This is a genomic window from Streptomyces sp. NBC_01217, assembly GCF_035994185.1.
Taxonomy (GTDB): Bacteria; Actinomycetota; Actinomycetes; order Streptomycetales; family Streptomycetaceae; genus Streptomyces.
This window is the reverse complement of record NZ_CP108538.1, coordinates 2,427,424-2,451,981: the sequence shown is the minus strand read 5'-3', so window position 1 is coordinate 2,451,981 and position 24,558 is coordinate 2,427,424. Positions and strand designations below refer to the sequence as shown.

25 protein-coding genes are annotated in these 24,558 nt (G+C 70.6%); 16 read left to right on the top strand and 9 right to left on the bottom strand.

The features are described 5' to 3' along the window. Nucleotides 1-7: 7 nt before the first annotated feature. Nucleotides 8-1,270, top strand: coding sequence for a hypothetical protein (locus tag OG507_RS10690; protein ID WP_327366938.1), 1,263 nt, complete (start codon nucleotides 8-10; stop codon nucleotides 1,268-1,270). Between the two features lie 36 nt (nucleotides 1,271-1,306). Here the strand turns inward: OG507_RS10690 and OG507_RS10685 are convergent, their stop codons facing one another. Continuing rightward, on the bottom strand, nucleotides 1,307-2,557 hold the full coding sequence (locus OG507_RS10685) for a glycosyltransferase family 87 protein (protein ID WP_327366937.1): 1,251 nt from the start codon (nucleotides 2,555-2,557) through the stop codon (nucleotides 1,307-1,309). A gap of 113 nt (nucleotides 2,558-2,670) precedes the next feature. Between OG507_RS10685 and OG507_RS10680 the strand changes: the two genes are divergently transcribed. Then, on the top strand, nucleotides 2,671-3,813 hold the full coding sequence (locus OG507_RS10680) for a glycosyltransferase family 4 protein (RefSeq protein ID WP_327366936.1): 1,143 nt from the start codon (nucleotides 2,671-2,673) through the stop codon (nucleotides 3,811-3,813). Between the two features lie 94 nt (nucleotides 3,814-3,907). On the opposite strand, the gene OG507_RS10675 is transcribed toward OG507_RS10680, so the two are convergent. Beyond that, entirely contained in the window at nucleotides 3,908-5,704 is a 1,797-nt protein-coding gene (locus OG507_RS10675) for an AMP-dependent synthetase/ligase (protein WP_327366935.1), read from the bottom strand. A 280-nt stretch (nucleotides 5,705-5,984) separates the two neighbouring features. Between OG507_RS10675 and OG507_RS10670 the strand changes: the two genes are divergently transcribed. The 6 genes from OG507_RS10670 (at nucleotide 5,985) to OG507_RS10645 (ending at nucleotide 10,974) form a co-directional block, all read left to right on the top strand. Further along, entirely contained in the window at nucleotides 5,985-6,791 is an 807-nt protein-coding gene (locus OG507_RS10670; RefSeq protein ID WP_442810958.1) for a metallophosphoesterase family protein, read from the top strand. Between the two features lie 104 nt (nucleotides 6,792-6,895). Beyond that, the gene (locus tag OG507_RS10665) at nucleotides 6,896-7,345 is read left to right on the top strand and encodes an SRPBCC family protein (RefSeq protein WP_327366933.1); all 450 of its coding nucleotides are present in this window, start codon (nucleotides 6,896-6,898) and stop codon (nucleotides 7,343-7,345) included. A gap of 4 nt (nucleotides 7,346-7,349) precedes the next feature. Next, nucleotides 7,350-8,579, top strand: coding sequence for an ArsA family ATPase (locus OG507_RS10660; RefSeq protein WP_327366932.1), 1,230 nt, complete (start codon nucleotides 7,350-7,352; stop codon nucleotides 8,577-8,579). 83 nt (nucleotides 8,580-8,662) lie between these two features. Then, nucleotides 8,663-9,121: a DUF5304 domain-containing protein gene (locus OG507_RS10655; RefSeq protein WP_327366931.1), complete on the top strand. Its 459-nt coding sequence runs from the start codon at nucleotides 8,663-8,665 to the stop codon at nucleotides 9,119-9,121. Nucleotides 9,122-9,195: 74 nt separating this feature from the next. Continuing rightward, nucleotides 9,196-10,137 (top strand): ROK family glucokinase, encoded by a 942-nt coding sequence (locus OG507_RS10650; RefSeq protein WP_327366930.1) that lies wholly within the window; start codon nucleotides 9,196-9,198, stop codon nucleotides 10,135-10,137. Between the two features lie 78 nt (nucleotides 10,138-10,215). After that, complete coding sequence (locus OG507_RS10645) at nucleotides 10,216-10,974, top strand: endonuclease/exonuclease/phosphatase family protein (RefSeq protein ID WP_327366929.1); 759 nt, start codon at nucleotides 10,216-10,218, stop codon at nucleotides 10,972-10,974. A gap of 75 nt (nucleotides 10,975-11,049) precedes the next feature. On the opposite strand, the gene OG507_RS10640 is transcribed toward OG507_RS10645, so the two are convergent. After that, nucleotides 11,050-11,772 carry a hypothetical protein gene (locus OG507_RS10640; protein ID WP_327366928.1) on the bottom strand — a complete coding sequence of 241 codons (723 nt, stop codon included), beginning with the start codon at nucleotides 11,770-11,772 and terminating at the stop codon, nucleotides 11,050-11,052. Beyond that, the gene (locus OG507_RS10635; RefSeq protein ID WP_327366927.1) at nucleotides 11,765-12,544 is read right to left on the bottom strand and encodes an alpha/beta hydrolase; all 780 of its coding nucleotides are present in this window, start codon (nucleotides 12,542-12,544) and stop codon (nucleotides 11,765-11,767) included. The genes OG507_RS10640 and OG507_RS10635 overlap by 8 nt, the downstream gene beginning before the upstream one ends. 195 nt (nucleotides 12,545-12,739) lie before the next feature. Here OG507_RS10635 and OG507_RS10630 point away from each other — a divergent pair, with 195 nt between their 5' ends. The 5 genes from OG507_RS10630 to OG507_RS10610 all read left to right on the top strand — a co-directional run bounded on the left by OG507_RS10630 (nucleotide 12,740) and on the right by OG507_RS10610 (nucleotide 17,687). Continuing rightward, the gene (locus tag OG507_RS10630; protein ID WP_327366926.1) at nucleotides 12,740-13,483 is read left to right on the top strand and encodes a lysophospholipid acyltransferase family protein; all 744 of its coding nucleotides are present in this window, start codon (nucleotides 12,740-12,742) and stop codon (nucleotides 13,481-13,483) included. Between the two features lie 51 nt (nucleotides 13,484-13,534). Then, on the top strand, nucleotides 13,535-14,758 hold the full coding sequence (gene macS, locus OG507_RS10625) for a MacS family sensor histidine kinase (protein WP_327366925.1): 1,224 nt from the start codon (nucleotides 13,535-13,537) through the stop codon (nucleotides 14,756-14,758). Further along, complete coding sequence (locus tag OG507_RS10620) at nucleotides 14,755-15,447, top strand: response regulator transcription factor (RefSeq protein WP_327366924.1); 693 nt, start codon at nucleotides 14,755-14,757, stop codon at nucleotides 15,445-15,447. Before macS ends, OG507_RS10620 begins: the two co-directional genes overlap by 4 nt. A 110-nt stretch (nucleotides 15,448-15,557) precedes the next feature. After that, entirely contained in the window at nucleotides 15,558-16,586 is a 1,029-nt protein-coding gene (locus OG507_RS10615; protein ID WP_327366923.1) for a 6-phosphofructokinase, read from the top strand. Between the two features lie 99 nt (nucleotides 16,587-16,685). Next, nucleotides 16,686-17,687 carry a 2-hydroxyacid dehydrogenase gene (locus OG507_RS10610; RefSeq protein WP_327366922.1) on the top strand — a complete coding sequence of 334 codons (1,002 nt, stop codon included), beginning with the start codon at nucleotides 16,686-16,688 and terminating at the stop codon, nucleotides 17,685-17,687. A 57-nt stretch (nucleotides 17,688-17,744) separates the two neighbouring features. On the opposite strand, the gene OG507_RS10605 is transcribed toward OG507_RS10610, so the two are convergent. Further along, on the bottom strand, nucleotides 17,745-19,637 hold the full coding sequence (locus tag OG507_RS10605; RefSeq protein ID WP_327366921.1) for an anthranilate synthase family protein: 1,893 nt from the start codon (nucleotides 19,635-19,637) through the stop codon (nucleotides 17,745-17,747). A gap of 91 nt (nucleotides 19,638-19,728) precedes the next feature. Next, on the bottom strand, nucleotides 19,729-19,785 hold the full coding sequence (locus tag OG507_RS40360; RefSeq protein ID WP_078513512.1) for a trp operon leader peptide: 57 nt from the start codon (nucleotides 19,783-19,785) through the stop codon (nucleotides 19,729-19,731). A 103-nt stretch (nucleotides 19,786-19,888) separates the two neighbouring features. On the opposite strand from OG507_RS40360, the gene OG507_RS10600 reads away from it, so the two are divergent. Together OG507_RS10600 and OG507_RS10595 are read left to right on the top strand one after the other, a co-directional pair. Further along, entirely contained in the window at nucleotides 19,889-21,235 is a 1,347-nt protein-coding gene (locus OG507_RS10600; protein ID WP_327371926.1) for a class II 3-deoxy-7-phosphoheptulonate synthase, read from the top strand. Nucleotides 21,236-21,403: 168 nt separating this feature from the next. After that, a complete protein-coding gene (locus tag OG507_RS10595; protein ID WP_327366920.1) occupies nucleotides 21,404-21,712 on the top strand; it encodes a (2Fe-2S)-binding protein in 309 nt (102 codons plus the stop codon). A 28-nt stretch (nucleotides 21,713-21,740) separates the two neighbouring features. On the opposite strand, the gene bfr is transcribed toward OG507_RS10595, so the two are convergent. Next, the gene (gene bfr / locus OG507_RS10590; RefSeq protein WP_327366919.1) at nucleotides 21,741-22,220 is read right to left on the bottom strand and encodes a bacterioferritin; all 480 of its coding nucleotides are present in this window, start codon (nucleotides 22,218-22,220) and stop codon (nucleotides 21,741-21,743) included. Nucleotides 22,221-22,374: 154 nt separating this feature from the next. On the opposite strand from bfr, the gene OG507_RS10585 reads away from it, so the two are divergent. Next, on the top strand, nucleotides 22,375-23,007 hold the full coding sequence (locus OG507_RS10585; RefSeq protein WP_327366918.1) for a sulfite oxidase-like oxidoreductase: 633 nt from the start codon (nucleotides 22,375-22,377) through the stop codon (nucleotides 23,005-23,007). A gap of 37 nt (nucleotides 23,008-23,044) precedes the next feature. Here the strand turns inward: OG507_RS10585 and OG507_RS10580 are convergent, their stop codons facing one another. Both OG507_RS10580 and OG507_RS10575 read right to left on the bottom strand, forming a co-directional pair. After that, complete coding sequence (locus OG507_RS10580) at nucleotides 23,045-23,629, bottom strand: DUF4396 domain-containing protein (RefSeq protein WP_327366917.1); 585 nt, start codon at nucleotides 23,627-23,629, stop codon at nucleotides 23,045-23,047. 69 nt (nucleotides 23,630-23,698) lie between these two features. After that, nucleotides 23,699-24,556: a deoxyribonuclease IV gene (locus OG507_RS10575; RefSeq protein ID WP_327366916.1), complete on the bottom strand. Its 858-nt coding sequence runs from the start codon at nucleotides 24,554-24,556 to the stop codon at nucleotides 23,699-23,701. Nucleotides 24,557-24,558: the final 2 nt, after the last annotated feature.

Genomic DNA, 24,558 nt, shown 5'->3' with positions numbered 1-24,558 from the left:
CGACCGGGTGGCTGATCATCGGCGTACCGCACGGCGGAGACGTATCGCAGGACGGCGCACGGCGGGCGTGCTGCTCGCCGGGCTGCTGTCCGCCTCCGGCTGCGCGGTCCCCGACGACCACGCCGCCCCGGACTCCGCCTCCCTCGCCCGCTCCGTCCGCGCCACTCTGGACCGCCGCGCGGCCGCCGTGACGGCTCACGACACGGATGCCTATCTGGCCGTCGTGGACCCCCGGGCCACCGCCCTGCGCACGGCCCAGCGCAGGGAGCTGGCCAACCTCGCCGACGTACCGCTGAGCTCCTGGACGTACCGGCTGACGGACGTGAGCGGACAGGGCGCCGACCGGGCCACCGCGGACGTCGAGCTGCGCTACCGGATCAAGGGCTACGACACCGCCCCGGTCGTCGCGGACCGGGTGCTCGATCTGAGACGGGACGGCGCGGACGGCCGCTGGTACATCGTCGGCGACCGGGCGGACTCGGGCGGCGGCCGGCAGCTCTGGCAGCAGGGCGATGTCCAGGCGGTACGCGCAGAGCACAGCCTCGTCCTCGGGGTCGGCCGCACGGAGCAGGAGCTGCGCCGGATCGCCGCGACCGCGGACCGTGCGGTGCCCGCCGTCTCGGGCGCCTGGCCGGAACGCTGGGCGGGCCGCGTGGTGGTGCTCGTACCGCACACCGTGGAGGACATGGGCGAACTGCTGGCGTCACCGGCGGCGAACTACCGGGGCATCGCGGCCGTCACCACAGGCCGGACCGGGGGGACGGACCGGGCACCCGCGGACCGGGTGATCGTCAACCCGCAGGCGTACGGCACGCTCGGCGGCTTCGGGCAGCGGATCGTCCTCACCCACGAGATCACCCATGTCGCCACCCGCACCCGCACCACGGCCGCCACCCCGGCCTGGCTCTCCGAGGGCTTCGCCGACTGGGCGGCCTACCGCGCCGAGGACCGTACCGCCGCACAGGCCGCGCCCGAGCTGGCCGACGCAGTGCTGCGCGGCGAACTGCCCGCCGTACTCCCCACGGACGAGGACTTCGGCTTCACGGGCGACCCCACGCGCCTGGCGAAGGCGTACGAGGGCGCCTGGCTGGCCTGCGAGCTGATCGCCGACCACTGGGGCGAGGAGAGGCTGTTCGCCTTCTACCGGGCCGTCGGAGGGCATTCGGGGCGGGACGGAGCGGTGGAGCAGGCCATGCAGGAGGTGCTGGCCACGACCCCGCAGGACTTCACGGCACGCTGGCGGGAGTATCTGCGCTCCCGGCTCGGCTGAGCGCGGCGCACGGCCAGGCCGAGCGCGGGGCGCGGCTCAGGAGCCGACGGGCTCCGTCTCACGACCCGCGCCCGACCGGGCGGCGGGCGGCCGCCCGATCTCGCCCACCGCCCCGGACACCGTCTGCCGCCACAGCCGACGGCAGGCGATCAGCGTCGCCGCGACCAGCAGGCCGTTGCGCACGAACATCAGCGTCACGCCCGTCGCATCACTGGTCACCACATGGACGAAGCCGAGCGGGAACTCCAGCTGGGTGACGCCCGTGGCGAGCAGCACCAGAGAGGCCGGCAGCGCCATCCGGCTGTCGCGGAAGACCAGACAGACCGCCGCCAGACCGACCAGCCACAGCATGTACTGGGGGCTGATCACCCGGCTCGTCGTGGTGAACAGCAGCACCGCGGTGAACGCCGCGTCGGCCGGGGTGCTCACCCTGAAGTCCCGGGCCCGCAGCCGCCACACCAGCAGCCAGCCGAAGGCGAGGACGGACAGACCGAGGGCGAGCGTGCTCACCAGCGGTACCTGCGGTCCCAGGAACTCCAGCGAGCCGTAGTGCAGCTCCACCCGGCCCTCCCAGCCGAACTGCCGCCACACATGGAAGACCAGCGCCCCCAGCGACTCGACCTCGGTGCCCCGGTCGCGCTGGAAGCCGAGGAAGGCCAGCGCACCGGGCATCGCCACGGTGCACACCGCCAGCAGCCCGGCCGCCGTCACGGCCGCGGCCGTCCACGCCCGGCGCGTCCACGCCCCGCGCGCGGTACCGGCCAGGATCAGCGCCGGCCACACCTTCAGCAGCGCACCGACGGCGGCCAGCACCCCCAGCACCCGCGGATGCCGCACCCCCGCCAGCAGCGCCGCCACCGCCACCGCCGTCACCATCACGTCGTAACGGGCGTACGCGGTCGTACCGAGCAGCGGCACCCCCGCCACCCACACCCAGGCGCCCGCCGCCCGCCGGCCGGTCCTGCGGCCCGCGTACAGCAGTAGCCCGAGCACCAGCCCGTCGCACAGGAACGCGAGGACGAAGAAGGCCGAGGCGTAGTCCAGGAACGGCAGCAGGGCGGGGGAGAGGATCGCGAGCGCGGCCAGCGGCGGGTACTGCCAGGTGACGTCGGACTGCGGGTACGTACCGCTCTTCAGGACCTCGGACCAGCCGTGGTAGATCACCGAGACGTCACTCGTCACGTCCGGCCCGGGCAGCGTGAGCACCTTGGTGACGCACAGCAGCAGCGCGACCCTGGTCAGGGCCCACACCGCGAGAGCGAGGCGTGCTCCGGTCGATCCCGTCATGAACGCTCATCCGTCTCGTCGCCGGGCACTGGTGGGGGTACTACGAGGAGCCATGATGCCCGCCCGGCCCGTGCGAGGGCCATCCGCCCGGCCGCCGGGTACTGTCGGCCGCGATGGACAAGACCCTGATCGTGACCAACGACTTCCCGCCCCGCCCCGGCGGCATCCAGGCGTTTCTGCACAACATGGCACTGCGTCTGGACCCCGGGCAGATCGTCGTGTACGCCTCCACCTGGAAGCGGAGCCCCGAAGGCCTCGCGGCCACCGCGGCCTTCGACGCCGAGCAGCCGTTCACCGTGGTCCGCGACCGTACGACGATGCTGTTGCCGACCCCGGGGGTCACCCGGCGCGCGGTGCAGCTGCTGCGCGTGCACGGCTGCACCTCCGTCTGGTTCGGCGCCGCGGCCCCGCTCGGGCTGATGGCTCCCGCGCTGCGCAGGGCCGGTGCCCGCCGCCTGGTCGCCACCACGCACGGGCACGAGGCGGGCTGGGCGCAACTGCCCGCGGCCCGGCAGCTGCTGCGACGGATCGGTGAGGGCACGGACACGATCACCTACCTGGGCGAGTACACCCGCTCCCGGATCGCCACCGCGCTCAGCCCCGAGGCGGCGGACCGCATGGTCCAGCTGCCGCCCGGCGTCGACGAGAAGACCTTCCACCCGGACTCCGGCGGAGACCTGATCAGGGCCCGGCTCGGGCTCTCGGACCGGCCCGTAGTCGTGTGTGTGTCACGGCTGGTGCCGCGCAAGGGCCAGGACACGCTGATCCTCGCGATGCCCGCGATCCTGGCGCAGGTGCCCGACGCGGTGCTGCTGATCGTCGGCGGCGGACCGTACGACAAGGATCTGAAGCGGCTGGCCGCCGAGACGGGGGTCGCCGAATCGGTGCGCTTCACGGGGGCGGTGCCGTGGGACGAGCTGCCCGCCCACTGCGGCGCGGGCGACGTCTTCGCCATGCCGTGCCGCACCCGTCGCGGCGGGCTCGACGTGGAGGGCCTCGGCATCGTCTTCCTGGAGGCGTCCGCGACCGGACTGCCGGTGGTGGCGGGCGACTCGGGCGGTGCGCCGGACGCCGTGCTCGACGGCGAGACCGGGTGGGTGGTGCACGGCGGCTCCCCGGAGGAGTCGGCCGACCGGATCGTCACCCTGCTCCGTGACCCCGAGCTGCGGCGGCGGATGGGGGAGCGCGGGCGGGCCTGGGTCGAGGAGAAGTGGCGCTGGGACCTGATGGCCGAGCGGCTCCGGGCACTGCTCTGAACCCGGGTGAGCGAGGTATGTGAAAGGGGGCCCGCACTTGTGCCGTGCGGGCCCCCTTTCACATACTCCGGGTCAGCCCCGGTAGATCTGCGGGTCAGCCCCGGTAGATCGACTCGATCTCGTCCGCGAAGTCCTTCGCCACCACATTCCGTTTCAGCTTCAGCGACGGCGTGATGTGGCCCGCCTCCTCGGTGAACTGGGCGGCCAGGACGCGGAACTTGCGTACCGACTCCGCCTTGGACACCGCGGCGTTCCCGTCGTCCACCGCCCGCTGCACCTCGGCCAGCAGCTCCGGATCCTCGCGCAGCGACGCGACCGTCGAGCCGGCCGGCTTGCCGTGCTCCCCGGCCCAGCGGCCCAGGAACTCCTCGTCCAGGGTGACCAGCGCGCCGACGAACGGGCGGCCGTCGCCGACCACCATGCACTCGGCGACCAGGGCGTGCCCGCGGATCCGGTCCTCGATCACCGCGGGAGCGACGTTCTTGCCGCCCGCCGTGACGATGATCTCCTTCTTGCGGCCGGTGATCGCGAGATAGCCGTCCTCGTCGAGCGTGCCGATGTCGCCCGTGTGGAACCAGCCGTCGGCCAGCGCCTCGGCCGTCGCCGCCTCGTTGTTCCAGTAGCCGGTGAACAGGTGCTCGCCGTGCAGCAGCACCTCGCCGTCGTCGGCGATCCGCACGACCGAGCCGGGCAGCGGCTGGCCGACCGTACCGATCTTCTGCCGGTCCCACGGGTTGAAGGCGGTGGCCGCGCAGGTCTCGGTGAGGCCGTAGCCCTCCAGGACGGTGAAGCCGATGCCGCGGTAGAAGTGGCCGAGCCGCTCGCCCAGCGGTGCGCCGCCCGAGATCGCGTACTCGCCGCGTCCGCCGAGCACGGCCCGCAGCTTGCTGTAGACCAGCCGGTCGAAGACCTTGTGCCTGAACTTCAGGCCCGTGGACGGGCCCTGAGGGGTGCTCAGCGCGCGGCTGTAGGCGATCGCCGTGTTCGCGGCCTTGTCGAAGATCTTGCCCTTGCCGTCGGCCTGCGCCTTGGCACGCGCCGAGTTGTAGACCTTCTCGAAGACCCGCGGCACACCGAGGATCAGCGTCGGCCGGAAGGAGGCCAGTTCATCGGTGAGGTTCTTGATGTCCGGTACGCAGCCGAGCTTGATCGGGGCCATCACCGAGGCCACCTCGACCAGCCGTCCGAAGACATGCGCGGCGGGCAGGAAGAGCAGCACCGAGCACTCGCCGGTACGGAAGAGGGGCTTCAGCCGCTCCACCACGTTGCCGCACTCCGCGAAGAAGCTGCGGTGCGTGAGCACACAGCCCTTGGGGCGGCCGGTGGTGCCCGAGGTGTAGACGATGGTGGCCGGGTCGTCGGCCTTGGCGCTCGTCATCCGCAGGTCGAGGGTCTCGTCCGAGACGTCCTCGCCGATCGCCGACAACTGGCGGACCGCGTCGTCCTCGATCCGCCAGATGCCCTTCAGGGCCGGCAGATTCGCCTCGACCGAGACGACGGAGGCCTCGTGCGCCTCGGTCTCCACGATGCACAGGGTGGCGCCGGAGTCGCCGAGGATCCACTGGATCTGCTCGGGCGAACTGGTCTCGTACACCGGGACGGTGACGGCGCCCGCGCTCCAGATCGCGAAGTCGAGCAGGACCCACTCGTAGCGGGTGCGGGAGATCAGGGCCACCCGGTCGCCGGCCTCGACGCCCGCGGCGATCAGACCCTTGGCAGCGGCTCTGACCTCGGCCAGGAACCGGGTGGCGTCGACATCGGTCCACACACCCGCCACCTTGCGGCTCATCACCGCGACATCGGGATGCTGAGCGGCATTGCGGCGGATGAGATCCGTCAGGTTGCCGTCCGAGGGGACCTCGTACAGGGCCGGAAGGCTGAACTCGCGCAAGACTGCTGCTCCTCATCGGGCTCCGGTGCCACGGCTCTGTGTGACGCACCGGATGCGGTCCAAGATTGGCAGGTGCTCAGTGGGGTGAGCACGACTGGACTGCCCGGACGTTACCCACCGGTACGGGGTTCCCGATAGGGGGCTCCGGCCAGATGTCTTGTGCGTCACACACAATCGTGATCCTTGGGCGCACAGTAGTCCACCGTGGTTACGGGCCGGAGGTCGTCGCAGGTCCGGGGGCCTCTACCCAGGTGGACAGCGGAGTTCTAGGGTGATCGTCATGCCAGCAGGACCGAACAGGCGAGGAACCCCGACCGTGCCGCGCACGCGCATTCACGTGGTCAGCGACGTGCACGGGAACACCGAGGCCCTGGCCCGCGCCGGGGACGGCGCCGACGCCTTGATCTGCCTCGGTGACCTGGTGCTCTTCCTCGACTACGCCGATCACTCGCGCGGCATCTTCCCCGACCTCTTCGGCGTGGAGAACGCCGACCGGATCGTCGAACTGCGCACCGCCCGCCGCTTCGAGGAGGCACGCGAATTCGGCCGCGCCCTGTGGGCGGGCAGGGACCGCAACGCCGCGATCGTCTCGGCGGTGCGCAAGCAGTACGCCGAGCTCTTCGCCGCCTTCCCCACTCCGACGTACGCCACCTACGGCAATGTCGACATCCCCGCCCTGTGGCCCGAGTACGCGCGCCCGGGCACCACCGTCCTGGACGGCGACCGCGTCGAGATCGGCGGCCGTGTGGTCGGCTTCGTCGGCGGCGGCCTGAAGACCCCGATGAACACCCCGTACGAGATCAGCGACGAGGAGTACGCCGCCAAGATCGAGGCGATCGGCCCGGTCGACGTGCTCTGCACCCATATCCCGCCCGAGGTCCCGGAGCTGACGTACGACACGGTGGCGCGCCGCTTCGAACGCGGCAGCCGGGCCCTGCTCGATGCCATCCGCAGGATCCGCCCCCGGTACGCGCTGTTCGGCCACGTCCACCAGCCGCTGGTCCGCCGGATGCGGATCGGCGCCACCGAATGCGTGAACGTCGGTCACTTCGCGTCCACCGGCAGGCCCTGGGCCCTGGAGTGGTGACACCCGCACCGGACCCTGGGACGATGCGCCGCACACACGCGATAGCCTTCTGACGGCAGGCCTCTGCCGACGCACCGGTACACCGCACTGGAGGAGCCACGGCGATGGCTGAACACACCAGCTCGAGCATCACGATCGAGGCGGCACCGGCCGACGTCATGGGAGTGATCGCCGACTTCACCCGCTATCCGGAATGGACCGGCGAGGTCAAGGAGGCCGAGGTCCTCTCCACCGACGACCGGGGCCGCGCCGAGCAGGTCCGGCTCGTCCTCGACGCCGGAGCGATCAAGGACGACCACACCCTCGCGTACACCTGGATCGGTGACTACGAGGTCAGCTGGACCCTCGTCAAGTCCCAGATGCTGCGGGCCATCGACGGCTCCTACGCGCTGGCCCCGCTCGGCGACGGCGACCGCACCGAGGTCACCTACCGGCTGACCGTCGACGTCAAGATTCCGATGCTCGGCATGATCAAGCGCAAGGCCGAGAAGGTCATCATCGACCGGGCCCTGGCCGGCCTGAAGAAGCGCGTCGAGTCCGTTCCGAAGGCCTGACCCGGTGCGTACGGTCCTCGTCACCGGCCCCGGCGGCGCCGGCCGTACCACCGTCGCGGCAGCGACCGCGCTGGCCGCGGCCCGCCGCGGGCGCCGCACCCTGCTGCTCTCCGCCGACGCCATAGCCGGCTTCCCCCCGGGCACGGAACCCGCCGAGGTCACCGACGGCCTGTGGTCCGCCCGCATCGACTCCGGCGCACACTTTCGCGCCGAACTCCTCGCGCTCCAGGACCAGGCGTCCGGTGTGCTCGACCTGCTCGGCGGGAACCGGCTGGACGGCGAGGAACTCACCGAACTCCCCGGCAGCGACCAGCTCGCCCTCCTGCACACCCTGCGCCGCGCCGCCGGGGGCGACTGGTCGGACCACGGCTACGAACTCCTCGTCGTCGACCTGCCGCCGCTGCGCGAAGCGCTCGCCGTACTCGCCCTGCCCGAACAGCTGCGCCGCTATCTGCGCCGGCTGCTGCCCCAGGAACGCCAGGCCGCACGCGCCCTGCGCCCGATGCTCGCCCAGCTCGCCGGCGTACCCATGCCCGCCCAGTGGCTGTACGAGGCCGCCGCCCGCAGGGACGCCGAGCTGGCCGCCGTCCAGGCGCTGATCGAGGACCGCAACACCACGCTCCGGCTGGTCGCCGAGCCCGGCCCCGCCGCCGAGGGCGCCCTGCGCACCGCCCGCACCGGACTCGCCCTGCACGGACTGCGCGTCGACACCCTCGCGGTGAACCGGGTGCTGCCCAGGCACTCCGCCGACCCCTGGTTCGCGGCCCTTGCCGCGCAGCAGGAGAAGACCCTCGGCCGCTGGTACGAGGAATGGGCGCCCGCGGCGGCCCTGTGCGAAGTGCCCCACCTCGGCCGCGACCCGCGGGGCCCGGACGACCTCGCCCTCCTGGACACCGGGGTCGGCGGCGGCCTCTTCGAGAGCGACGGACTCGCCGCTGGACTGGACCAGCGGCGCCCCGGCCGTGCCGACGACCCCTGGTGGATCGAGGAACCGGACGGCCTCGACGGCGACCGCGTTCTGGTCTGGTGCCTGCCCCTGCCCGGCGCAGTGAAGTCGGAGCTCCAGCTGGTGCGCCGCGGCAATGAACTGCTCCTGACCGTGGGCCCGTTCCACCGGATCGTCCCCCTGGAGTCCGGGCTGCGCCGCTGCACCGTCTCCGGCGCCGCCCTCACCGACGGGGTGCTCCGGGTCAGGTTCACGCCGGACCCCGGTCTGTGGCCCCGCACCAGCTGAACGACGCGTCACGCTTCGGGTAACGTCGGTAGTACGCGTCCCGTGTGCCGGGCCGCAGGCCCACCACGTCGCAGGAGTCCGCCATGAGCGAAGCCACCGATCGTCCCGTCGACGACGACGCGTGGGCGAAGGCCTGCGCCGAGGACCTCGAAGCGGAGAAGGCCCGCCGCCGCGCCCAGTACGGCCCGCCGCCCGGCTCCGCCGCCGAGGAGCTGCGCAAGCTGGTCGACGCCGTGGCCGACAAGATCTCGTCCCTCCAGACGCCACTGCTCGGCGCCGCGGCCCAGGGCACCGTCCAGCAGATCATCAAGCAGGCGAAATCCGCCGTCGAGCCCGTCATCGAACGCAATCCGGACGTCTTCGACCACATCGCCGCGGCCGGCAGCGAGCTCCTCGCCGCCTACCGCTCCGCCGTGGAAGGCCAGGAACGCCGCTGGACCCGGGGTGCGGGAGACCCCGCGGGTACCGAAAAGAAGGCCGGCGACCCCACCGACCCCCGTGACGAAGGCCCCGCCGCAGGCGAACACATCGACCTGGACTGACCGGCACCGACGGGCCGGGTCCCCGGCTCGGGTACCGTTGACCACAGCGGGGCTCGACCGAAACTGAGGGATTCATGGGACTCACCATCGGCGTCGATATCGGCGGCACGAAGATCGCAGCTGGAGTGGTCGACGAAGAGGGACAGATCCTCTCGACGTTCAAGGTGTCGACCCCGCAGACGGCTGAAGGCATTGTGGACGCGATCGCGGCGGCCGTGTCCGGCGCGAGCGAGGGCCACCAGATCGAAGCCGTCGGCATCGGTGCCGCCGGATATGTCGATGACAAGCGTGCCACCGTGCTGTTCGCGCCGAACATCAACTGGCGCCACGAGCCGCTGAAGGACAAGGTCGAACAGCGCGTCGGACTTCCGGTCGTCGTCGAGAACGACGCCAACGCCGCCGCCTGGGGCGAATACCGCTTCGGCGCCGGACAGGGCCACGACGACGTCATCTGCATCACGCTCGGCACCGGCCTGGGCGGCGGCATCATCATCGGCAACAAGCTGCGCCGTGGACGCTTCGGTGTGGCCGCCGAGTTCGGCCACATCCGGGTCGTCCCGGACGGTCTGCTCTGCGGCTGCGGCAGCCAGGGCTGCTGGGAGCAGTACGCATCCGGGCGCGCACTCGTGCGGTACGCCAAGCAGCGCGCCAACGCCACTCCGGAGAGCGCCACGATCCTGCTGTCGCTCGGCGACGGCACGGTGGACGGCATCGAGGGCAAGCACATCAGCGCTGCCGCCCGGCAGGGCGACCCGGTGGCGATCGACTCGTTCCGTGAGCTGGCCCGCTGGGCCGGCGCCGGACTCGCCGACCTCGCCTCGCTCTTCGACCCGTCCGCGTTCATCGTCGGCGGCGGTGTGTCGGACGAGGGCGAACTCGTCCTCGACCCGATCCGCAAGTCGTTCCGGCGCTGGCTGATCGGCGGCGAGTGGCGCCCGCACGCCCAGGTGCTCGCGGCCCAACTGGGCGGCAAGGCAGGCCTGGTGGGCGCGGCGGACCTGGCCCGCCAGGGCTGAGCCACCCGGAACCGACAACGACGGACGCCCGTCGCGCCCCTCTGGGGAGCGGTGGGCGTCCGTCGTATCGTGGGACGCATGGTTCTGACGCCGCTGCCCGACTCCCGTACCGAGCCGGATGGTTCGGCCGTCATCAGAGTGCTCAGCTACAACATCCGGTCGATGCGCGACGACTGCGAGGCGCTGGCCCGCGTCATCAGCGCCTGCGCCCCCGACCTCGTCCTCGTCCAGGAGGCCCCGCGCTTCTTCCGCTGGCGCAAGCGGGCCGCCTGGCTCGCGGCCCGGACCGACATGGTCGTCCTCAGCGGCGGCGCCACGGCGGCCGGGCCGCTGCTGCTCTGCTCGCTGCGGGCCACCGTGGAGCGGACCGAGGACGTGCTGCTGCCGCTCACCCCCGGGCTGCACCGCAGGGGCTTCGCCACGTCGGTGGTACGGATCGCGGGCACCCGGATCGGACTGCTCAGCTTCCATCTGAGCCTGCAGCCCGAGGAACGCCTGGCCCAGGCCGGGATGCTGCTGGACCGGCTGGACGCGATGGGCGTCGAGCACGCCATCGTGGCCGGTGACCTCAACGACGTACCGACGGGCAGTGCCTTCCGGCTGCTGGCCGGGCGGCTCCAGGACTGCTGGGCCGTCCGGCCGTGGGGCGGCGAGCACACCTTCTCGCCGGAGCAGCCCCGGCGCCGTATCGACGCGGTCTTCGCGACGGCCGGGATCGAGGTACTCGGCTGCGGCGTCCCCGCGGGACTGCCGGGTGTCACCGACGCGGACCTGAGGGCGGCCACGGACCACCTACCGGTGCTGGCAGCACTACGGGTACCCGCGATGAGACTCTGAGCCGCGGCCTGCAAAACGGCCCCGAGCCGCCGCCGCACGCGGCAGCGGCTCGGGGCCGTTCTGGCCTGCCGGGTCTCAGACCACCGCTCCGCGTCCGGGGTCGTCGCCGTCCTCGTCGTCGTCGCTCATCCGCGCCACCAGCGTGGCGAAGCCGCCCAGGAAGCCGCCGATGCAGACCGTCGTGAGCCACCACGTCATGTCCCAGCGCAGCAGCACCGCGATCAGCATCAGCACCGGACCGCCGACGACCGCGAGCCAGGCGAACTTCGCCGTGACATCGGCCTCCGGCAGCGGCGGCGGCTCGGGGGGGACGAAATGGCCCTCGTCGCTCTCGTCGAGGTCGCTGTCCTTAGGCTCCTCGACCTCGTAGTCGCGCGGCCCGGTGACGCCGGGGGCGAACACGATCGAGCTGCCGAGCGGTTTCTCCGGCGGCTTCGGGGCCTTCTTGCCGACCCCCTTGTCCGGATCCAGGATGCCCGCCTGATCGTCCTCGGGCAGCGCCAGATCCTCGATCGACCGGAACGGCCTGGCGCCCGGCGGGTCCGGCGGCTCGTCGCCGTACCCCGCCACGATCGCCTTCCAAGCGGCGTCCTCGTCGATCGACCGGTCGGGCCGCTCGCCCTCGGCGCCCGGCGGCGCAGTGTGGGCAGCGGTGTCCTGCGCACCCGTACCGTCGTCGGGGACGGCCGTTCCTTCCGCGGGAAGGGCCGCTCCCTCCGCCGGGAGGGCTGCTCCCTCCGGCGGAAGGGACTCGCGTCCCTCCTCGCTGCCCGCGCGCTCCGCGTCGTGCTCAGCCACCTGACGTGCTCCCCTTCTTTCCGACGCTCGGAGCGAGGCGGCCGATGAACCGGTGGCTCTCGTCGAAGATCCGCTCCGCATCGTGGTCCAACGTCGCCACGTGGTAGCTCTGTTCCAACAGGATCTCCCGGACGTCCGTCGACGACACCCGGCTGAGGATCCGGGCCGAGTCGGCGGGCGGCACCACATGGTCCTGCGGGCTGTGCAGGAGGACCAGCGGCTGGGTCACCTGGGGCAGCTCGGCATCGACCAGCCGGAAGAAATTCCGCAGTGAATTCGCCGCGTGCAGCGGCACCCGGTCGTACCCCACCTCGTCGGAGCCCTCCAGGGCGATGTCGCTCGCGATCCCCTTCGTCGACCGCACCAGATGGCGGGCGACCGGGAGTGCGTGCGCCGCGAGGCCGTGCAGCTTGTTCGCCGGGTTCACCAGCACCAGACCGCTGATCGCGTCCCCGTGCTTCGCCGCCAGCCGCAGCGCCAGCGCGCCGCCCATGGAGAGCCCGAAGACGAAGACCTGACCGCACCGCTCCAGCAGGGCGCGCAGCTCCCGGTCCACCTCCGCGTACCAGTCCTGCCAGCCCGTGAGCTGCATGTCCTCCCAGCGGGTGCCGTGCCCGGGCAGCAGCGGCAGCGAGACCGTGAGCCCGCGCTCCGCCAGATGATCGGCCCAGGGGCGCAGCGACTGCGGCGAACCGGTAAATCCGTGACAGAGAAGGACGCCGACCTCTCCGCCCTCGTGGCGGAACGGCTCGGCTCCAGGCAGGACCGGCACCGGGGTCTCCTGTTCGTGAGGCTCGAAGGGGAGCGAAAGGGGGGAGTGCAGAAGGATTACTTCACCGTACGCGACCGGACCGACACCGACCAGGGCCGTCACGGCCCCGGCCGCCGCATCGGCTCCATGCCGGGCGGGAGCGCGGGTGGCCCCACAGGTTAAGGTCGCATCGACAGCACACAGGAGGCACCCGAGTTGATCTACGGCGCAATGAAGTTCTCCATCGGCGGGTCGTTGAAGCTCGCCTTCAGGCCATGGGTGGAGGGCCTGGAGAACATCCCCGCGCAGGGACCGGCGATCCTCGCGAGCAACCATCTGTCGTTCTCCGACTCCTTTTTCCTGCCGGCCGTGCTGGACCGCAAGGTCACCTTCATCGCCAAGTCCGAGTACTTCACCGCACCCGGTGTGAAGGGCAAGCTCACCGCCGCCTTCTTCAAGGGCGTCGGCCAGCTCCCGGTGGACCGCTCGGGCGCCCGGGGCGCCGGTGAGGCGGCCATCAAGGCGGGCATCGAGGTCATCGAGAGCGGCGGGCTCTTCGGCATCTACCCGGAGGGCACCCGCTCGCCCGACGGCCGCCTCTACCGCGGCAAGCCCGGCGGACTCGCCCGGGTGGCGCTGGCCACCGGAGCGCCCGTCATCCCCGTCGCGATGATCGACACGGAGAAGATCCAGCCGCCCGGACAGGTGATCCCCAGGCTGATGCGCCCGGGCATCAGGATCGGCAAGCCGCTCGACTTCAGCCGCTACCACGGCATGGAGGGGGACCGCTTCATCCTGCGCTCGGTCACCGACGAGGTGATGTACGAGATCATGAAGCTCTCCGGCCAGGAGTACGTCGACATCTACGCGACCGCTGCCAAGCGGCAGATCGCGGACGAGGCGAAGCGCCGTGCCGAGGAGGAGAAGCACGCGGACAGAGAGTCCGGAACGCAGGAGTGACGGAACGGTCCGGCGAGTAACCGCGTCGTTTCCGTCCGGGGGGTGGGGGACATGGCCAAGCGCGAGCGGGTCGTACGGATGTCGGTCGAGCAGCCGCTGTGGCGGGCTCTGACGGCGTACCGCATTCTGACGATGATCTACGCGGTCCTGCTGGCCGTCTTCGGCCGGGACAAGTACGACCGGCCCTGGGTGGCCGTCGCCTTCCTGGTGGTGATGGCGGCCTGGACGCTCGCCACCCTTCCGAAGGTCACGGGCGCCGTCGCCTGCACCAAGCGCTTCCTCGGCGCCGATCTGACCCTCGCCCTCGTCGGCATCCTCCTCACCCCGCTCGCCGACTTCGAGGCCCAGCACGTCGACGGTCCGACACTGCCGTCCATCTGGACCGCGGGCTCCGTGCTGGCCTTCGCGATCAAGGGCGGCTGGCGCTGGGCGGCCCTCGCCTCCACCTTCGTCGCCGTCGCCAACATCATCGAGCGCGGCGAGCCCAGCAAGGACACCTTCCACAACGTCCTGCTGGTCTGGGTCGCCTCCATAGCCATCGGTTACGTCGTCGAGGTGGCCCGCGCCAGTGAGCGCACCCTCGCCCGCGCCCTGGAGATCGAGGCCGCCACCCGCGAGCGCGAACGGCTGGCCCGCGACATCCACGACAGCGTGCTCCAGGTCCTCGCGATGGTGCAGCGCCGCGGTACGGCTCTCGGCGGGGAGGCCGCCGAACTGGGCCGGATGGCCGGGGAGCAGGAAGTCGCCCTGCGCACCCTGGTCTCCAGCGGTCTGGTGCCCACCACCCGGGTCTCCGAGGACGCCGCGCAGGGCGCCGTGGTCCGCAGCGTCGAAGTCGACGACGAGCCGGCCGGGGGGACCGACTGCGATCTGCGCGCCCTGCTCGCCCCGCACGCCGGCTCCCGGATCAGCTTCGCGGAGCCCGGTGCTCCGGTGCTGCTCGCGCCCGGGGCGGCGAAGGAGCTGGCGGCCGCTGTCAGTGCGGCCCTGGACAATGTCAGGGTCCATGCGGGAGAGAATGCCCAGGCCTGGATCCTCGTCGAGGACTGGCCGGACGAGGTGATCGTGACGGTCAGGGACGACGGCCCGGGCATCCCGGACGGCCGGCTCGCCCAGGCCGAGGGGGAGGGACGGATGGGGGTCGCCCTGTCGATCCGGGGAAGGCTGCGCGATCTGGGCGGCACGGCAGAGCTGATCTCGGTGCCCGGCCAGGGCACCGAGGTCGAGTTGAAGGTTCCGAAGGTTTCACGGGGGAAGGCAGGATCAGCCAGATGAGTGCGGAGAACATCCAGGGAGCCGAGGAGCGGCCCATCAGGGTGATGGTCGTCGACGACCACCCGATGTGGCGAGACGCCGTCGCCCGCGATCTTTCCGAGTCAGGTTTCGACGTGGTGGCGACCGCGGGTGACGGACCGCAGGCCGTCCGCAGGGCGAAGGCGGTCACCCCCGACGTCCTCGTACTCGACCTCAACCTCCCCGGTATGCCCGGCGTGCAGGTCTGCAAGGAGCTCGTCGGCTCCCACCCGGGGCTGCGCGTCCTGGTGCTCTCCGCGAGCGGTGAGCACGCGGACGTACTGGAGGCGGTCAAGTCCGGCGCCACCGGCTATCTGCTCAAGTCGGCCAGTACGCAGGAGCTGACCGAGGCCGTGCGCTCCACCGCCGTCGGCGACCCCGTCTTCACCCCCGGCCTGGCCGGACTGGTCCTCGGCGAGTACCGCAGGCTCGCCTCCGACCCCACGCCCGTCGCCTTTGACGAACCCAAGGCCCCGCAGCTCACCGAGCGCGAGACCGAGGTGCTGCGGCTGGTCGCCAAGGGTCTCTCGTACAAGCAGATCGCCGAGCGCCTGGTCATCTCGCACCGCACCGTGCAGAACCATGTGCAGAACACCCTGGGCAAGCTCCAGTTGCACAACCGGGTGGAGCTCGTGCGGTACGCGATCGAGCGCGGCCTCGACGACGCCTGACCCAACCACCCGTCATTGCACGGGAATTGACCGTCCGACCCATCCCTTAGTGACCTGGATCACGATTAGCGTGGTCGTCAGCGAGCTCACTTCGGCGAAGGGATGCTTCCATGCGGGTCGGAGTACTGACCGGGGGCGGCGACTGCCCCGGGCTCAACGCGGTCATCCGGGCCATCGTCCGCAAGGGCGTGCAGGAGTACGGCTACGACTTCATCGGATTCCGGGACGGCTGGCGCGGCCCGCTGGAGGGGGAGACGGTGCCGCTCTCCATCCCGGCGGTGCGCGGCATCCTGCCGCGCGGCGGCACCATCCTCGGTTCCTCGCGCACCAATCCGCTCCGCGCGGAGCACGGCGTGCGCCGGATCAGGGACAACCTCGCCAAGTACGAGGTCGATTCGCTCATCACGATCGGCGGCGAGGACACCCTCGGCGTGGCGGCGACCCTGTCCGGCGAACACGGCATCAAATGCGTCGGCGTTCCCAAAACCATCGACAACGACCTCTCCGCCACCGACTACACCTTCGGATTCGACACGGCCGTGGGCATCGCGACCGAGGCCATCGACCGGCTGCACACCACCGCCGAATCCCATATGCGGGTCCTCGTCGTCGAGGTGATGGGCCGTCACGCGGGCTGGATCGCGCTCCACTCGGGGCTGGCCGGCGGCGCGAACGTCATCCTCATCCCGGAACAGCGCTTCGACATCGACCAGGTGTGCGCCTGGGTGACCTCCCGTTTCAGGGCCAGCTACGCACCGATCGTGGTGGTTGCCGAAGGAGCCATGCCCGCGCAGGGCGAGATGATCCTCAAGGACGGGTCGCACGACTCCTTCGGCCATGTCCGGCTCTCCGGCGTCGGCGAATGGCTGGCCAAACAGATCGAGAGCCGCACCGGCAAGGAGGCCCGGACGACCGTCCTCGGCCATGTCCAGCGCGGCGGCACCCCCAGCGCCTTCGACCGCTGGCTGGCCACCCGCTTCGGCCTGCACGCGATCGACGCCGTGCGCGACGGCGACTTCGGCACGATGGTCGCCCTGAAGGGCACCGACATCGTGCGGGTGCCGATCGCGGAGGCGACCGCCCGGCTCAAGACCGTCGATCCGGCCCTCTACGCGGAGGTGGGTGTCTTCTTCGGCTGAGCGGCGCACCGGAGACCGAGCGGCGCGCCCGGGGCATGGGCCGTATATTCGCGATGACCGGCCCATGTTCCCTGGTTCGCGCGGCAAACGGGAGAAGTCGTGGAAATCCTGGCATTCGGTGTGCAGTCCGACGAGAAGCCGCTCATCGAGAAGGCCTTCGCCGGACAGCACGAGGTCCGTTGCCTGGACGTCTCCCTCACCAGGGACACCGCCCCCATCGCGGCCGGCTACGAGATCATCTCCACCAGCGTCAACTCCGACCTGGGCAGCGCCGTCCTGCAGACCCTCGCGGCGGGCGGCACGCAGATGATCGCCCAGCGCTCCACCGGCTTCAACAACATCGACCTCGACGTCGCCGAACGGCTCGCCCTGCGGGTCGCCCGGGTCTCGTACTACTCGCCGTACTCGGTCGCGGAATTCGCCTGGACCCTCGCGATGGCCGTCAACCGCCGCATCATCCGCGCCGCGAGCCGCACCCGCGACTTCGACTTCCGGCTCGACGGACTCCTCGGCCGGGACATGCACGGACGCACGGCCGGTGTGATGGGCACGGGCAAGATCGGCGAGGCCTTCACCCGTATCGCCCACGGTTTCGGCATGAGACTGCTCGGCTGGGACGTCGTCGAGAACCCCGCCTGCGCCGCGCTCGGCATGGAGTACGTCGAGAAGGAGCGGCTCCTCGCCGAGTCCGACCTGATCAGCCTGCACGTACCGCTGCTGCCCACGACCCACCACATCATCGGCGAGGACGCCCTGGCCCGTATGAAGGACGACGCGATCCTGATCAACTCCAGCCGCGGCGGACTCATCGACACCACGGCCCTGGTCGCCGAGCTGCGCGCGGGCCGTCTCCTGGGTGTCGGACTCGATGTGTACGAGGCGGAGGCCGGACTCTTCTTCCTCGACAAGTCCCTGGAGGGCATCGACGACGACACCCTCGCCCGGCTCGTCACCTTCCCGAACGTCGTAGTGACCTCGCACCAGGCGTACTACACAGAGGACGCCGTGGCCCAGATCACCGACGCCACCGTGCAGAACGTCGCCGACTATCTGGCCGGCCGCCGCAGCGACAACGTCCTCGTCCCGGTGCTCTCCCGGTGAACCGGGATCCCGGAGTCCGTCCGGGATCCCGTTCCTCCGTTCGCCCTTTCCGTTCCTTCAACCGGCGACCGGCAGCCCCGCTAGCAGACCGGCCACGATCGCCGCGCCGCGCAGGGTCAGCACCGATTCCGGGTGGAACTGCACGGAGGCGAAGCCCGGCCCGCGCAGTGCGTGCAGTTCCCCGGTCGCCGCGTCCAGGCTCGACTCGACACCGTGCGCCGCCAGTTCGGCGACCACCGCGTCGTCGCAGCGCGCGGTGAAGCTGTTGTAGAAGCCGACGGTCTCCGGCCGGCCGAACAGTTCGATCCGGGTCTGCGTGCCCTGGTACGGCACGGTCTTGCGGACGATGTCCAGGCCGAGCTCCGCCGCGATCAGCTCATGGCCGAGACAGACCCCCAGCAGCCCGTGCCGGTGATCACGGACCAGCTCCGCGGCGAACCCGCGCAGCAGCCGCATCTTCGGATCGGTGGTGTCGCCCGGATTCCCGGGCCCGGGACCCAGCACGAGAGGGCCCTCGTGCGCCCGGACGCGCTCGCGCAGCCCCGGCTCGTCGTAGCGGTGCACCGACACCTCCAGCCCCGAGGAGCGCAGCAGATGCGCCAGCATCGCGGTGAAGGTGTCCTCCCCGTCGATCACCAGGGCATGTCCGGACAGCTCGTGCGTACGCTCCTGCATCCGCAGCCAGAACGGCGCGAGACCGTCCCGCCGGGCGGCCAGCGCCGCCTGCACCCGCGGGTCGCCCGCCAGCGGCGCACGTGCCGCCTCGGTCCGCGGCCGGCCCGGCCGCACCCCCAGCGCGGTCAGCACCCCGGCCGCCTTCGCATGGGTCTCGGCGACCTCGCTGTCCGGATCGGAGTGGCGTACGAGCGTCGCCCCGACCGCTACCCGCAGCTGTCCGTCGGCCGAGATGTCGGCGGTACGGATCAGGATCGGCGAGTCCAGTGTCTGTGTCCCGCCCGGCTTGTGCTGCAGCAGGGCCAGCGCGCCCGCGTAGTACCCGCGCCCGCCCGGCTCGTACCGCTCGATGACCCGGCAGGCGTTCTGCACGGGGGAGCCGGTGACCGTGGCCGCGAACATGGTCTCCTTCAGCACCTGGCGCACATCGAGCGAGGAACGTCCGCGCAGCTCGTACTCCGTATGGGCGAGATGGGCCATCTCCTTGAGCCGCGGTCCGACCACCACCCCGCCCATGTCGCCGACGGTGCACATCATCTTGAGTTCCTCGTCGACCACCATGGAGAGCTCGTCCCTCTCCTTGCCGTCGGCGAGGAAGGCCAGCAGATTCTCGGTGGTCGGGCCCCCGTCGGGGTAGCGGTACGTACCGCTGATCGGGTTCATCACGACCGTCCCGCCGGACATCCGCACATGCACCTCCGGACTGGCGCCGACGAGCGTCCTGACCCCGGTGTGCACGACGAACGTCCAGTACGCGCCCCGCTCACCGGCCAGCAGCCGCCGGAAGAGCGTCAGCGCGTCGGCCCGCCCGAAGCCGGGGATCTCGCCCCGGAAGGTCCGCCGTACGACGAAGTTCGCGCCCTCGCCCTGCCCGATCTCGTCCTCGATGACCCGTCGCACGATCCCCGCGTACTCCTCGTCGGCCACGTCGAAGGAGCCGTCCTCGACCCGTACGTCATGGGCCGGCAGGCGGTCCAGTACCTCGGCGAGCGGCAGCTCGTACGTCTCGTCCGCGACCAGCACGGACAGCGGCGTCCCGTCGTCGCGCACATCGAAACCGCGCTCGGCGATCTGCCGGAACGGCACCAGGGCGAGCGTGGGCAGCGCACCGACCGGGAGATCGGCGAGCCGGTCCGCTTCCCGTACCCGGCCGATCAGCACCTCGACGGTGTCCTGGTCGTGGCCGGGGGTGCGCCGGCGCAACAGCGCGAACGGCGGGCAGTCGTCGTCGAGAAGCCTCTCGATGACGAGATCGGTGCGGTGGGGCTGAGACATGGGGGTGTTCCTTCCTTATGGAGGAACGGCTCCCGAAACGCAGAGAAGGCCGCCCCTCGGGCGGCCTTCGCGTGGTCTGTCGCGCGATTGATCAGTGGGCCGCCGGATGAGCGGTCCACCACCAGTTCTGGGTCGTCTGCGCGAACATGAACCGAACCCTAACGGATGAGCACGTCATCCGAGCGCGCGTCTCAACTGTTGAGCCTACGGATGGACGTACCGCCGGACCCCGTAATGTTGTCGGTGTGACCGTGAACGCCAATACCTCCGTCGCCGGTGGCAACACCTGGCGAGACCTTCCCGCGGCGCAGCAGCCCGAATACCCCGATGCCGAGGCTCTGCGCGATGTACTCGCGGACCTCGCGTCGTATCCGCCGCTCGTCTTCGCGGGCGAGTGCGACCAGCTGCGTGCCCGCATGGGAGCCGTCGCCAAGGGCGAGGCGTTCCTGCTGCAGGGCGGCGACTGCGCCGAGGCCTTCGACGCCGTGTCCGCCGACCACATCCGGGCCAAGCTGAAGACGCTGCTCCAGATGAGCGCCGTCCTGACCTACGCGGCCTCCGTCCCCGTCGTCAAGGTGGGCCGGATCGCCGGGCAGTACTCCAAGCCGCGCTCCAAGTCGACCGAGACCCGCGACGGCATCACCCTGCCGACCTACCGTGGCGACTCCGTCAACGGCTTCGCCTTCACCGAGGAAGCCCGCGTCCCGGACCCCGACCGGCTGAAGCAGATGTACCACGCATCCGCTTCCACGCTGAACCTGGTCCGCGCCTTCACCACCGGTGGTTACGCCGACCTGCGCCAGGTGCACGCCTGGAACCAGGACTTCGTGAAGTCCTCCCCGTCCGGTCAGCGCTACGAGGCGCTCGCCCGCGAGATCGACAACGCGCTGAACTTCATGAAGGCGTGCGGTACGGACCCGGCCGAGTTCAAGGCGGTCGAGTTCTACTCCTCGCACGAGGGTCTGCTGCTGGACTACGAGTCGGCGCTGACCCGCACCGACTCGCGGACCGGGCAGCTGTACGACACCTCCGGCCACATGGTGTGGATCGGTGAGCGCACCCGCCAGATGGACGGCGCGCACATCGAGTTCGCCTCGAAGATCCGCAACCCCATCGGCATCAAGCTCGGCCCGACGACCACCGTCGACGAGGCGCTCGGCTACATCGAGCGCCTGGACCCCGAGCGCGAGCCCGGCCGGCTGACCTTCATCGTCCGCATGGGCGCCGACAAGGTCCGCGACAAGCTCCCCGCCCTGGTCGAGAAGGTCACCGCCTCCGGCGCCACTGTTGCGTGGGTGACCGACCCGATGCACGGCAACACCTTCGAGGCCGCCTCCGGCCACAAGACCCGTCGCTTCGACGACGTCCTGGACGAGGTCAAGGGCTTCTTCGAGGTGCACAAGGGCCTGGGCACGCACCCGGGCGGCATCCACGTCGAGCTCACCGGTGACGATGTCACCGAGTGCGTCGGCGGCGGCCACGAGATCTTCGTGGACGATCTGCACCAGCGCTACGAGACGGCCTGCGACCCGCGCCTCAACCGCAGCCAGTCCCTCGACCTGGCGTTCCTGGTCGCCGAGATGTACCGGGACCAGTAGGCATCACCGCAGACAGCGCACGTACGACTGTGGGGTACGGATCGATGTGATCCGTGCCCCACAGGGCGTTCGGGGGCTTTCAAGGGCTCGGGGCGCCGGGTAAGGTTAGGTTAGCCTCACCGATCACGGGGTGGCAGTGACGACCGACCCCGCCGGGAGGTGAACCGCATGTATGTCTGCTCGTGCTTCGGCATCACGGAGAAGCAGGTCAAGGACCATGCGGAAGCCGGGGCGTGCACGCCCCGGCAGATCGCCTCCGTCTGCAAGGCGGGTACCGACTGTGGCAGCTGCGTCCGCGCCATCCAGGCTGTCCTGGGCCGTGGGGCCTGCCCGCGCCGCGAACTGCTCGACGGGAAGCGGGCGCCCGGCACCGCCGCCGGGATCACTCCGGACGCCGTCCCCGAGGTCGCCCCGGTCATCGCTCCCGAGATCGCCCCCGGCGTGGCCCCGGCCGTCCGGCTCTCCGAGGCGGCCTGACCGCCCCTGCGGCCCCGACCGGCAGCCCTCAGCTGTCGGGTTGCTCGATCACCTGTGCGATATAGAGCGGCTCGCCGAGCTTCTCCACCAGTTCCAGCTGGGTGTCGAGGTAGTCGATGTGGTGCTCCTCGTCCTCCAGGATCGACTCAAAGATGTTTGCGGACGTGATGTCGCCCTTGCCGCGCATCAGCTCGATCCCGCGCTTGAGGCGGTCGATCGCCTCCACCTCGACCTGGCGGTCGGCCTGGAACATCTCGGTCACCGTCTGACCCACCCGCACATGGAACAACCGCTGGTAGTTGGGCAGTCCATCGAGGAAGAGAATGCGGTCCGTAAGGATCTCGGCGTGCTTCATCTCGTCGAACGACTCGGAGCGGGTGTACTTCGCGAGCTTCGTCCAGCCGAAGTTTTCCTGCATCTTTGCATGCAGGAAGTACTGATTGATGGCCGTCAACTCGGCGGTCAGTTGCTCGTTCAGGAACTCAAGGACCTCGGGGTCGCCCTGCATTGCAGAGGCTCCTTCCAACCGGTGAACTGGGCAAGTTGGCCGCATCCTCGCACCGCACCCCGTGATCGTCCAGTAAGTACATGCTTAGTACGAGTTGCCTGAATAGTCCTTGCCCTGGTCAGGACCACCCCTGCCTGTCTGTCACCATGGAGTCATGGGTCAGCCGGAAAGCCGGGAAAGCAGCGCGTCAGAGCAGTCCGAGCTTCCGCCGGGACAGCGACTCCAGCGCGGCTGGCCGGTTACCCACTACGGGCCCGTACCCAAGTTCAAGCCCGACCGCTGGGAATTCCGGGTCTTCGGTGCTACGGCCGACGGCGAGAAGCGCTGCTGGAACCATCAGGAGTTCTCGGTACTGCCGTTCACCTCGGTCGTCGCTGACCTGCACTGCGTCACCAAATTCAGCATGCTCGGCGCGGAATGGGGCGGGGTGCTCGCCCGTACGGTCCTGGAACTCGCGCCACCCGCGCCGAACGTCACTCATGTGATGGTCTGGGCGGAGTACGGATTCAGCTCCAACCTGCGGCTCTCCGACTTCGCCTCGGACCGAACGCTTTTCGCCACCCACAAGGGCGGTGAGCTGCTCACCGCCGAGCACGGCTTCCCGCTCCGGCTCGTCGTGCCGCACCTCTACGCCTGGAAGGGGCCCAAGTGGGTCCGGGGCGTCGAGTACATGACGGCCGACCGCCGCGGCTTCTGGGAGGAGCGCGGCTACCACAACATCGGTGACCCGTGGTGCGAGCAGCGCTACTCCTACCAGGAAGAGCCCGGGGACGGCCCCGAGCTCTGACCCTGCGGCCCCCGGCCCGGGCGGGCCGGGAGCGCTTTCAGTGGTGGTACTGGTGCACCACCGCGTGGCCCTTGCCCCGGCCGATCATCCACTTGTTGACCGGTGTGGTGACGACGAAGGCGAAGGCGAGCGAGAGCGCGAGCGCTCCCCAGAACAGTGCGTCGGAGAGAGCCGCGTCCATGGCGCCCGGCCACAGTGCGATCACGCCGTTGTCGATCAGCTCCATCACCGCGATGGAGAGGGTGTCGGCGGCGAGGGCGACCCGCAGGGCCGTACGGAAGTCGACTCCGGCCTTCCGGATGGAGCGCAGTGTGAGCGTGTAGCCGAAGAAGAAGGCCAGGACGATCGCGAGCACCATCGTCTCCATGTTGCCCCAGCCGAGCGCCGTGCCGATCACCATGCCGAGGATCTCGCCGATGGCGCATCCGGTCAGGCAGTGGAGGGTGGCCTGCGCGGCCATGGCCCAGCCGGCCTTGCCGGGGTGGTGGCCGGTGTGGTCGGCGTGGTGGGAGTGACCTGAGTGGTCGGCGTGCTCACCGTGCCCGCCGTGTTCACCATGCTCCGCGTGCCCGCCGTGCTCCGTGTGCTGTCCGTGCTGCCCGTGCTGTGTGTCGTGCCGCATGGCGATCCCCCAATGCCGAGTAGCGGTTCCTGCCGACAGGAAGAACCGTATACCCCCATGGGGTATTCCTCAATGGGCGGGTCGCAGCCCCTTCAGCCGGGCCACGTCCGCCGCATGGCCTTCCTTGCCGCCCGGCGTCTCGATGATCAGCGGTACACCGGCGGTCGCCGGATGCGCGAACAGCTCCCGGAACGGTTCCTCGCCGATGTGCCCGGCGCCGATGTTCTCGTGCCGGTCCTTGTGGGCTCCCGCCACGTCCTTGGAGTCATTGGCATGGATCAGTTTCAGCCGTCCCTCGCCGACCGTGCCCACCAGCAGGTCCAGGGTCTGCCGCATGCCCTCCGGGCCCGTCAGGTCATGGCCCGCCGCGTAGATGTGGCAGGTGTCGAGGCAGATGCCGAGCTTGGGGTGGGCGTCCAGCGCCTCGAAGTACGGGCCGAAGTCCCAGGTCCGCGAGCAGAGCGAGAAGCCTTGTCCGGCGGTCGACTCCAGCAGCAGATACGGGTCGTCGTCATGCGTCAGTTCGTCCAGGAGCGGCCGCATGTGCGTGCGTACCTGCGCGAGGGCCTGTTCGCGCGGCCGGCCGCCGGTCGCCGATCCGGTGTGCACCACTACGCCCAGCGCGCCGATCTCGCGCGCCCGGCGCAGTGAGTGGCGCAGCGATTCCACGGACTTCTCGACGGTGGCCTCGGTGTGCGAACCGAAGTTGATCAGGTAGGGGGCGTGGACGTACGCCGGTATGGAACCGGCGGCGCACTCGGCACGGAACTGTTCGTCCTGCGCCGGATTCCCGGCCGGTGTCGCCCAGCCGCGCGGGTTGGCGACGAAGACCTGGACGGCCTCCGCCCCCATCTCGCGGGCGTAGGGGAGGCCGACCTTGGCGAGGCCGCCGGCCACGGGAACATGGCCGCCGACTGGGTTGCGCATGT

Coding starts and splice junctions, on each gene's coding strand:
- OG507_RS10685 (WP_327366937.1), bottom strand. CDS start 2,557: ATGACGGGATCGACCGGAGCACGCCTCGCTCTCGCGGTGTGGGCCCTG.
- OG507_RS10680 (WP_327366936.1), top strand. CDS start 2,671: ATGGACAAGACCCTGATCGTGACCAACGACTTCCCGCCCCGCCCCGGC.
- OG507_RS10670 (WP_442810958.1), top strand. CDS start 5,985: ATGCCAGCAGGACCGAACAGGCGAGGAACCCCGACCGTGCCGCGCACG.
- OG507_RS10665 (WP_327366933.1), top strand. CDS start 6,896: ATGGCTGAACACACCAGCTCGAGCATCACGATCGAGGCGGCACCGGCC.
- OG507_RS10655 (WP_327366931.1), top strand. CDS start 8,663: ATGAGCGAAGCCACCGATCGTCCCGTCGACGACGACGCGTGGGCGAAG.
- OG507_RS10650 (WP_327366930.1), top strand. CDS start 9,196: ATGGGACTCACCATCGGCGTCGATATCGGCGGCACGAAGATCGCAGCT.
- OG507_RS10645 (WP_327366929.1), top strand. CDS start 10,216: ATGGTTCTGACGCCGCTGCCCGACTCCCGTACCGAGCCGGATGGTTCG.
- macS (WP_327366925.1), top strand. CDS start 13,535: ATGGCCAAGCGCGAGCGGGTCGTACGGATGTCGGTCGAGCAGCCGCTG.
- OG507_RS10620 (WP_327366924.1), top strand. CDS start 14,755: ATGAGTGCGGAGAACATCCAGGGAGCCGAGGAGCGGCCCATCAGGGTG.
- OG507_RS10615 (WP_327366923.1), top strand. CDS start 15,558: ATGCGGGTCGGAGTACTGACCGGGGGCGGCGACTGCCCCGGGCTCAAC.
- OG507_RS10605 (WP_327366921.1), bottom strand. CDS start 19,637: ATGTCTCAGCCCCACCGCACCGATCTCGTCATCGAGAGGCTTCTCGAC.
- OG507_RS10595 (WP_327366920.1), top strand. CDS start 21,404: ATGTATGTCTGCTCGTGCTTCGGCATCACGGAGAAGCAGGTCAAGGAC.
- bfr (WP_327366919.1), bottom strand. CDS start 22,220: ATGCAGGGCGACCCCGAGGTCCTTGAGTTCCTGAACGAGCAACTGACC.
- OG507_RS10585 (WP_327366918.1), top strand. CDS start 22,375: ATGGGTCAGCCGGAAAGCCGGGAAAGCAGCGCGTCAGAGCAGTCCGAG.
- OG507_RS10580 (WP_327366917.1), bottom strand. CDS start 23,629: ATGCGGCACGACACACAGCACGGGCAGCACGGACAGCACACGGAGCAC.
- OG507_RS10575 (WP_327366916.1), bottom strand. CDS start 24,556: ATGCGCAACCCAGTCGGCGGCCATGTTCCCGTGGCCGGCGGCCTCGCC.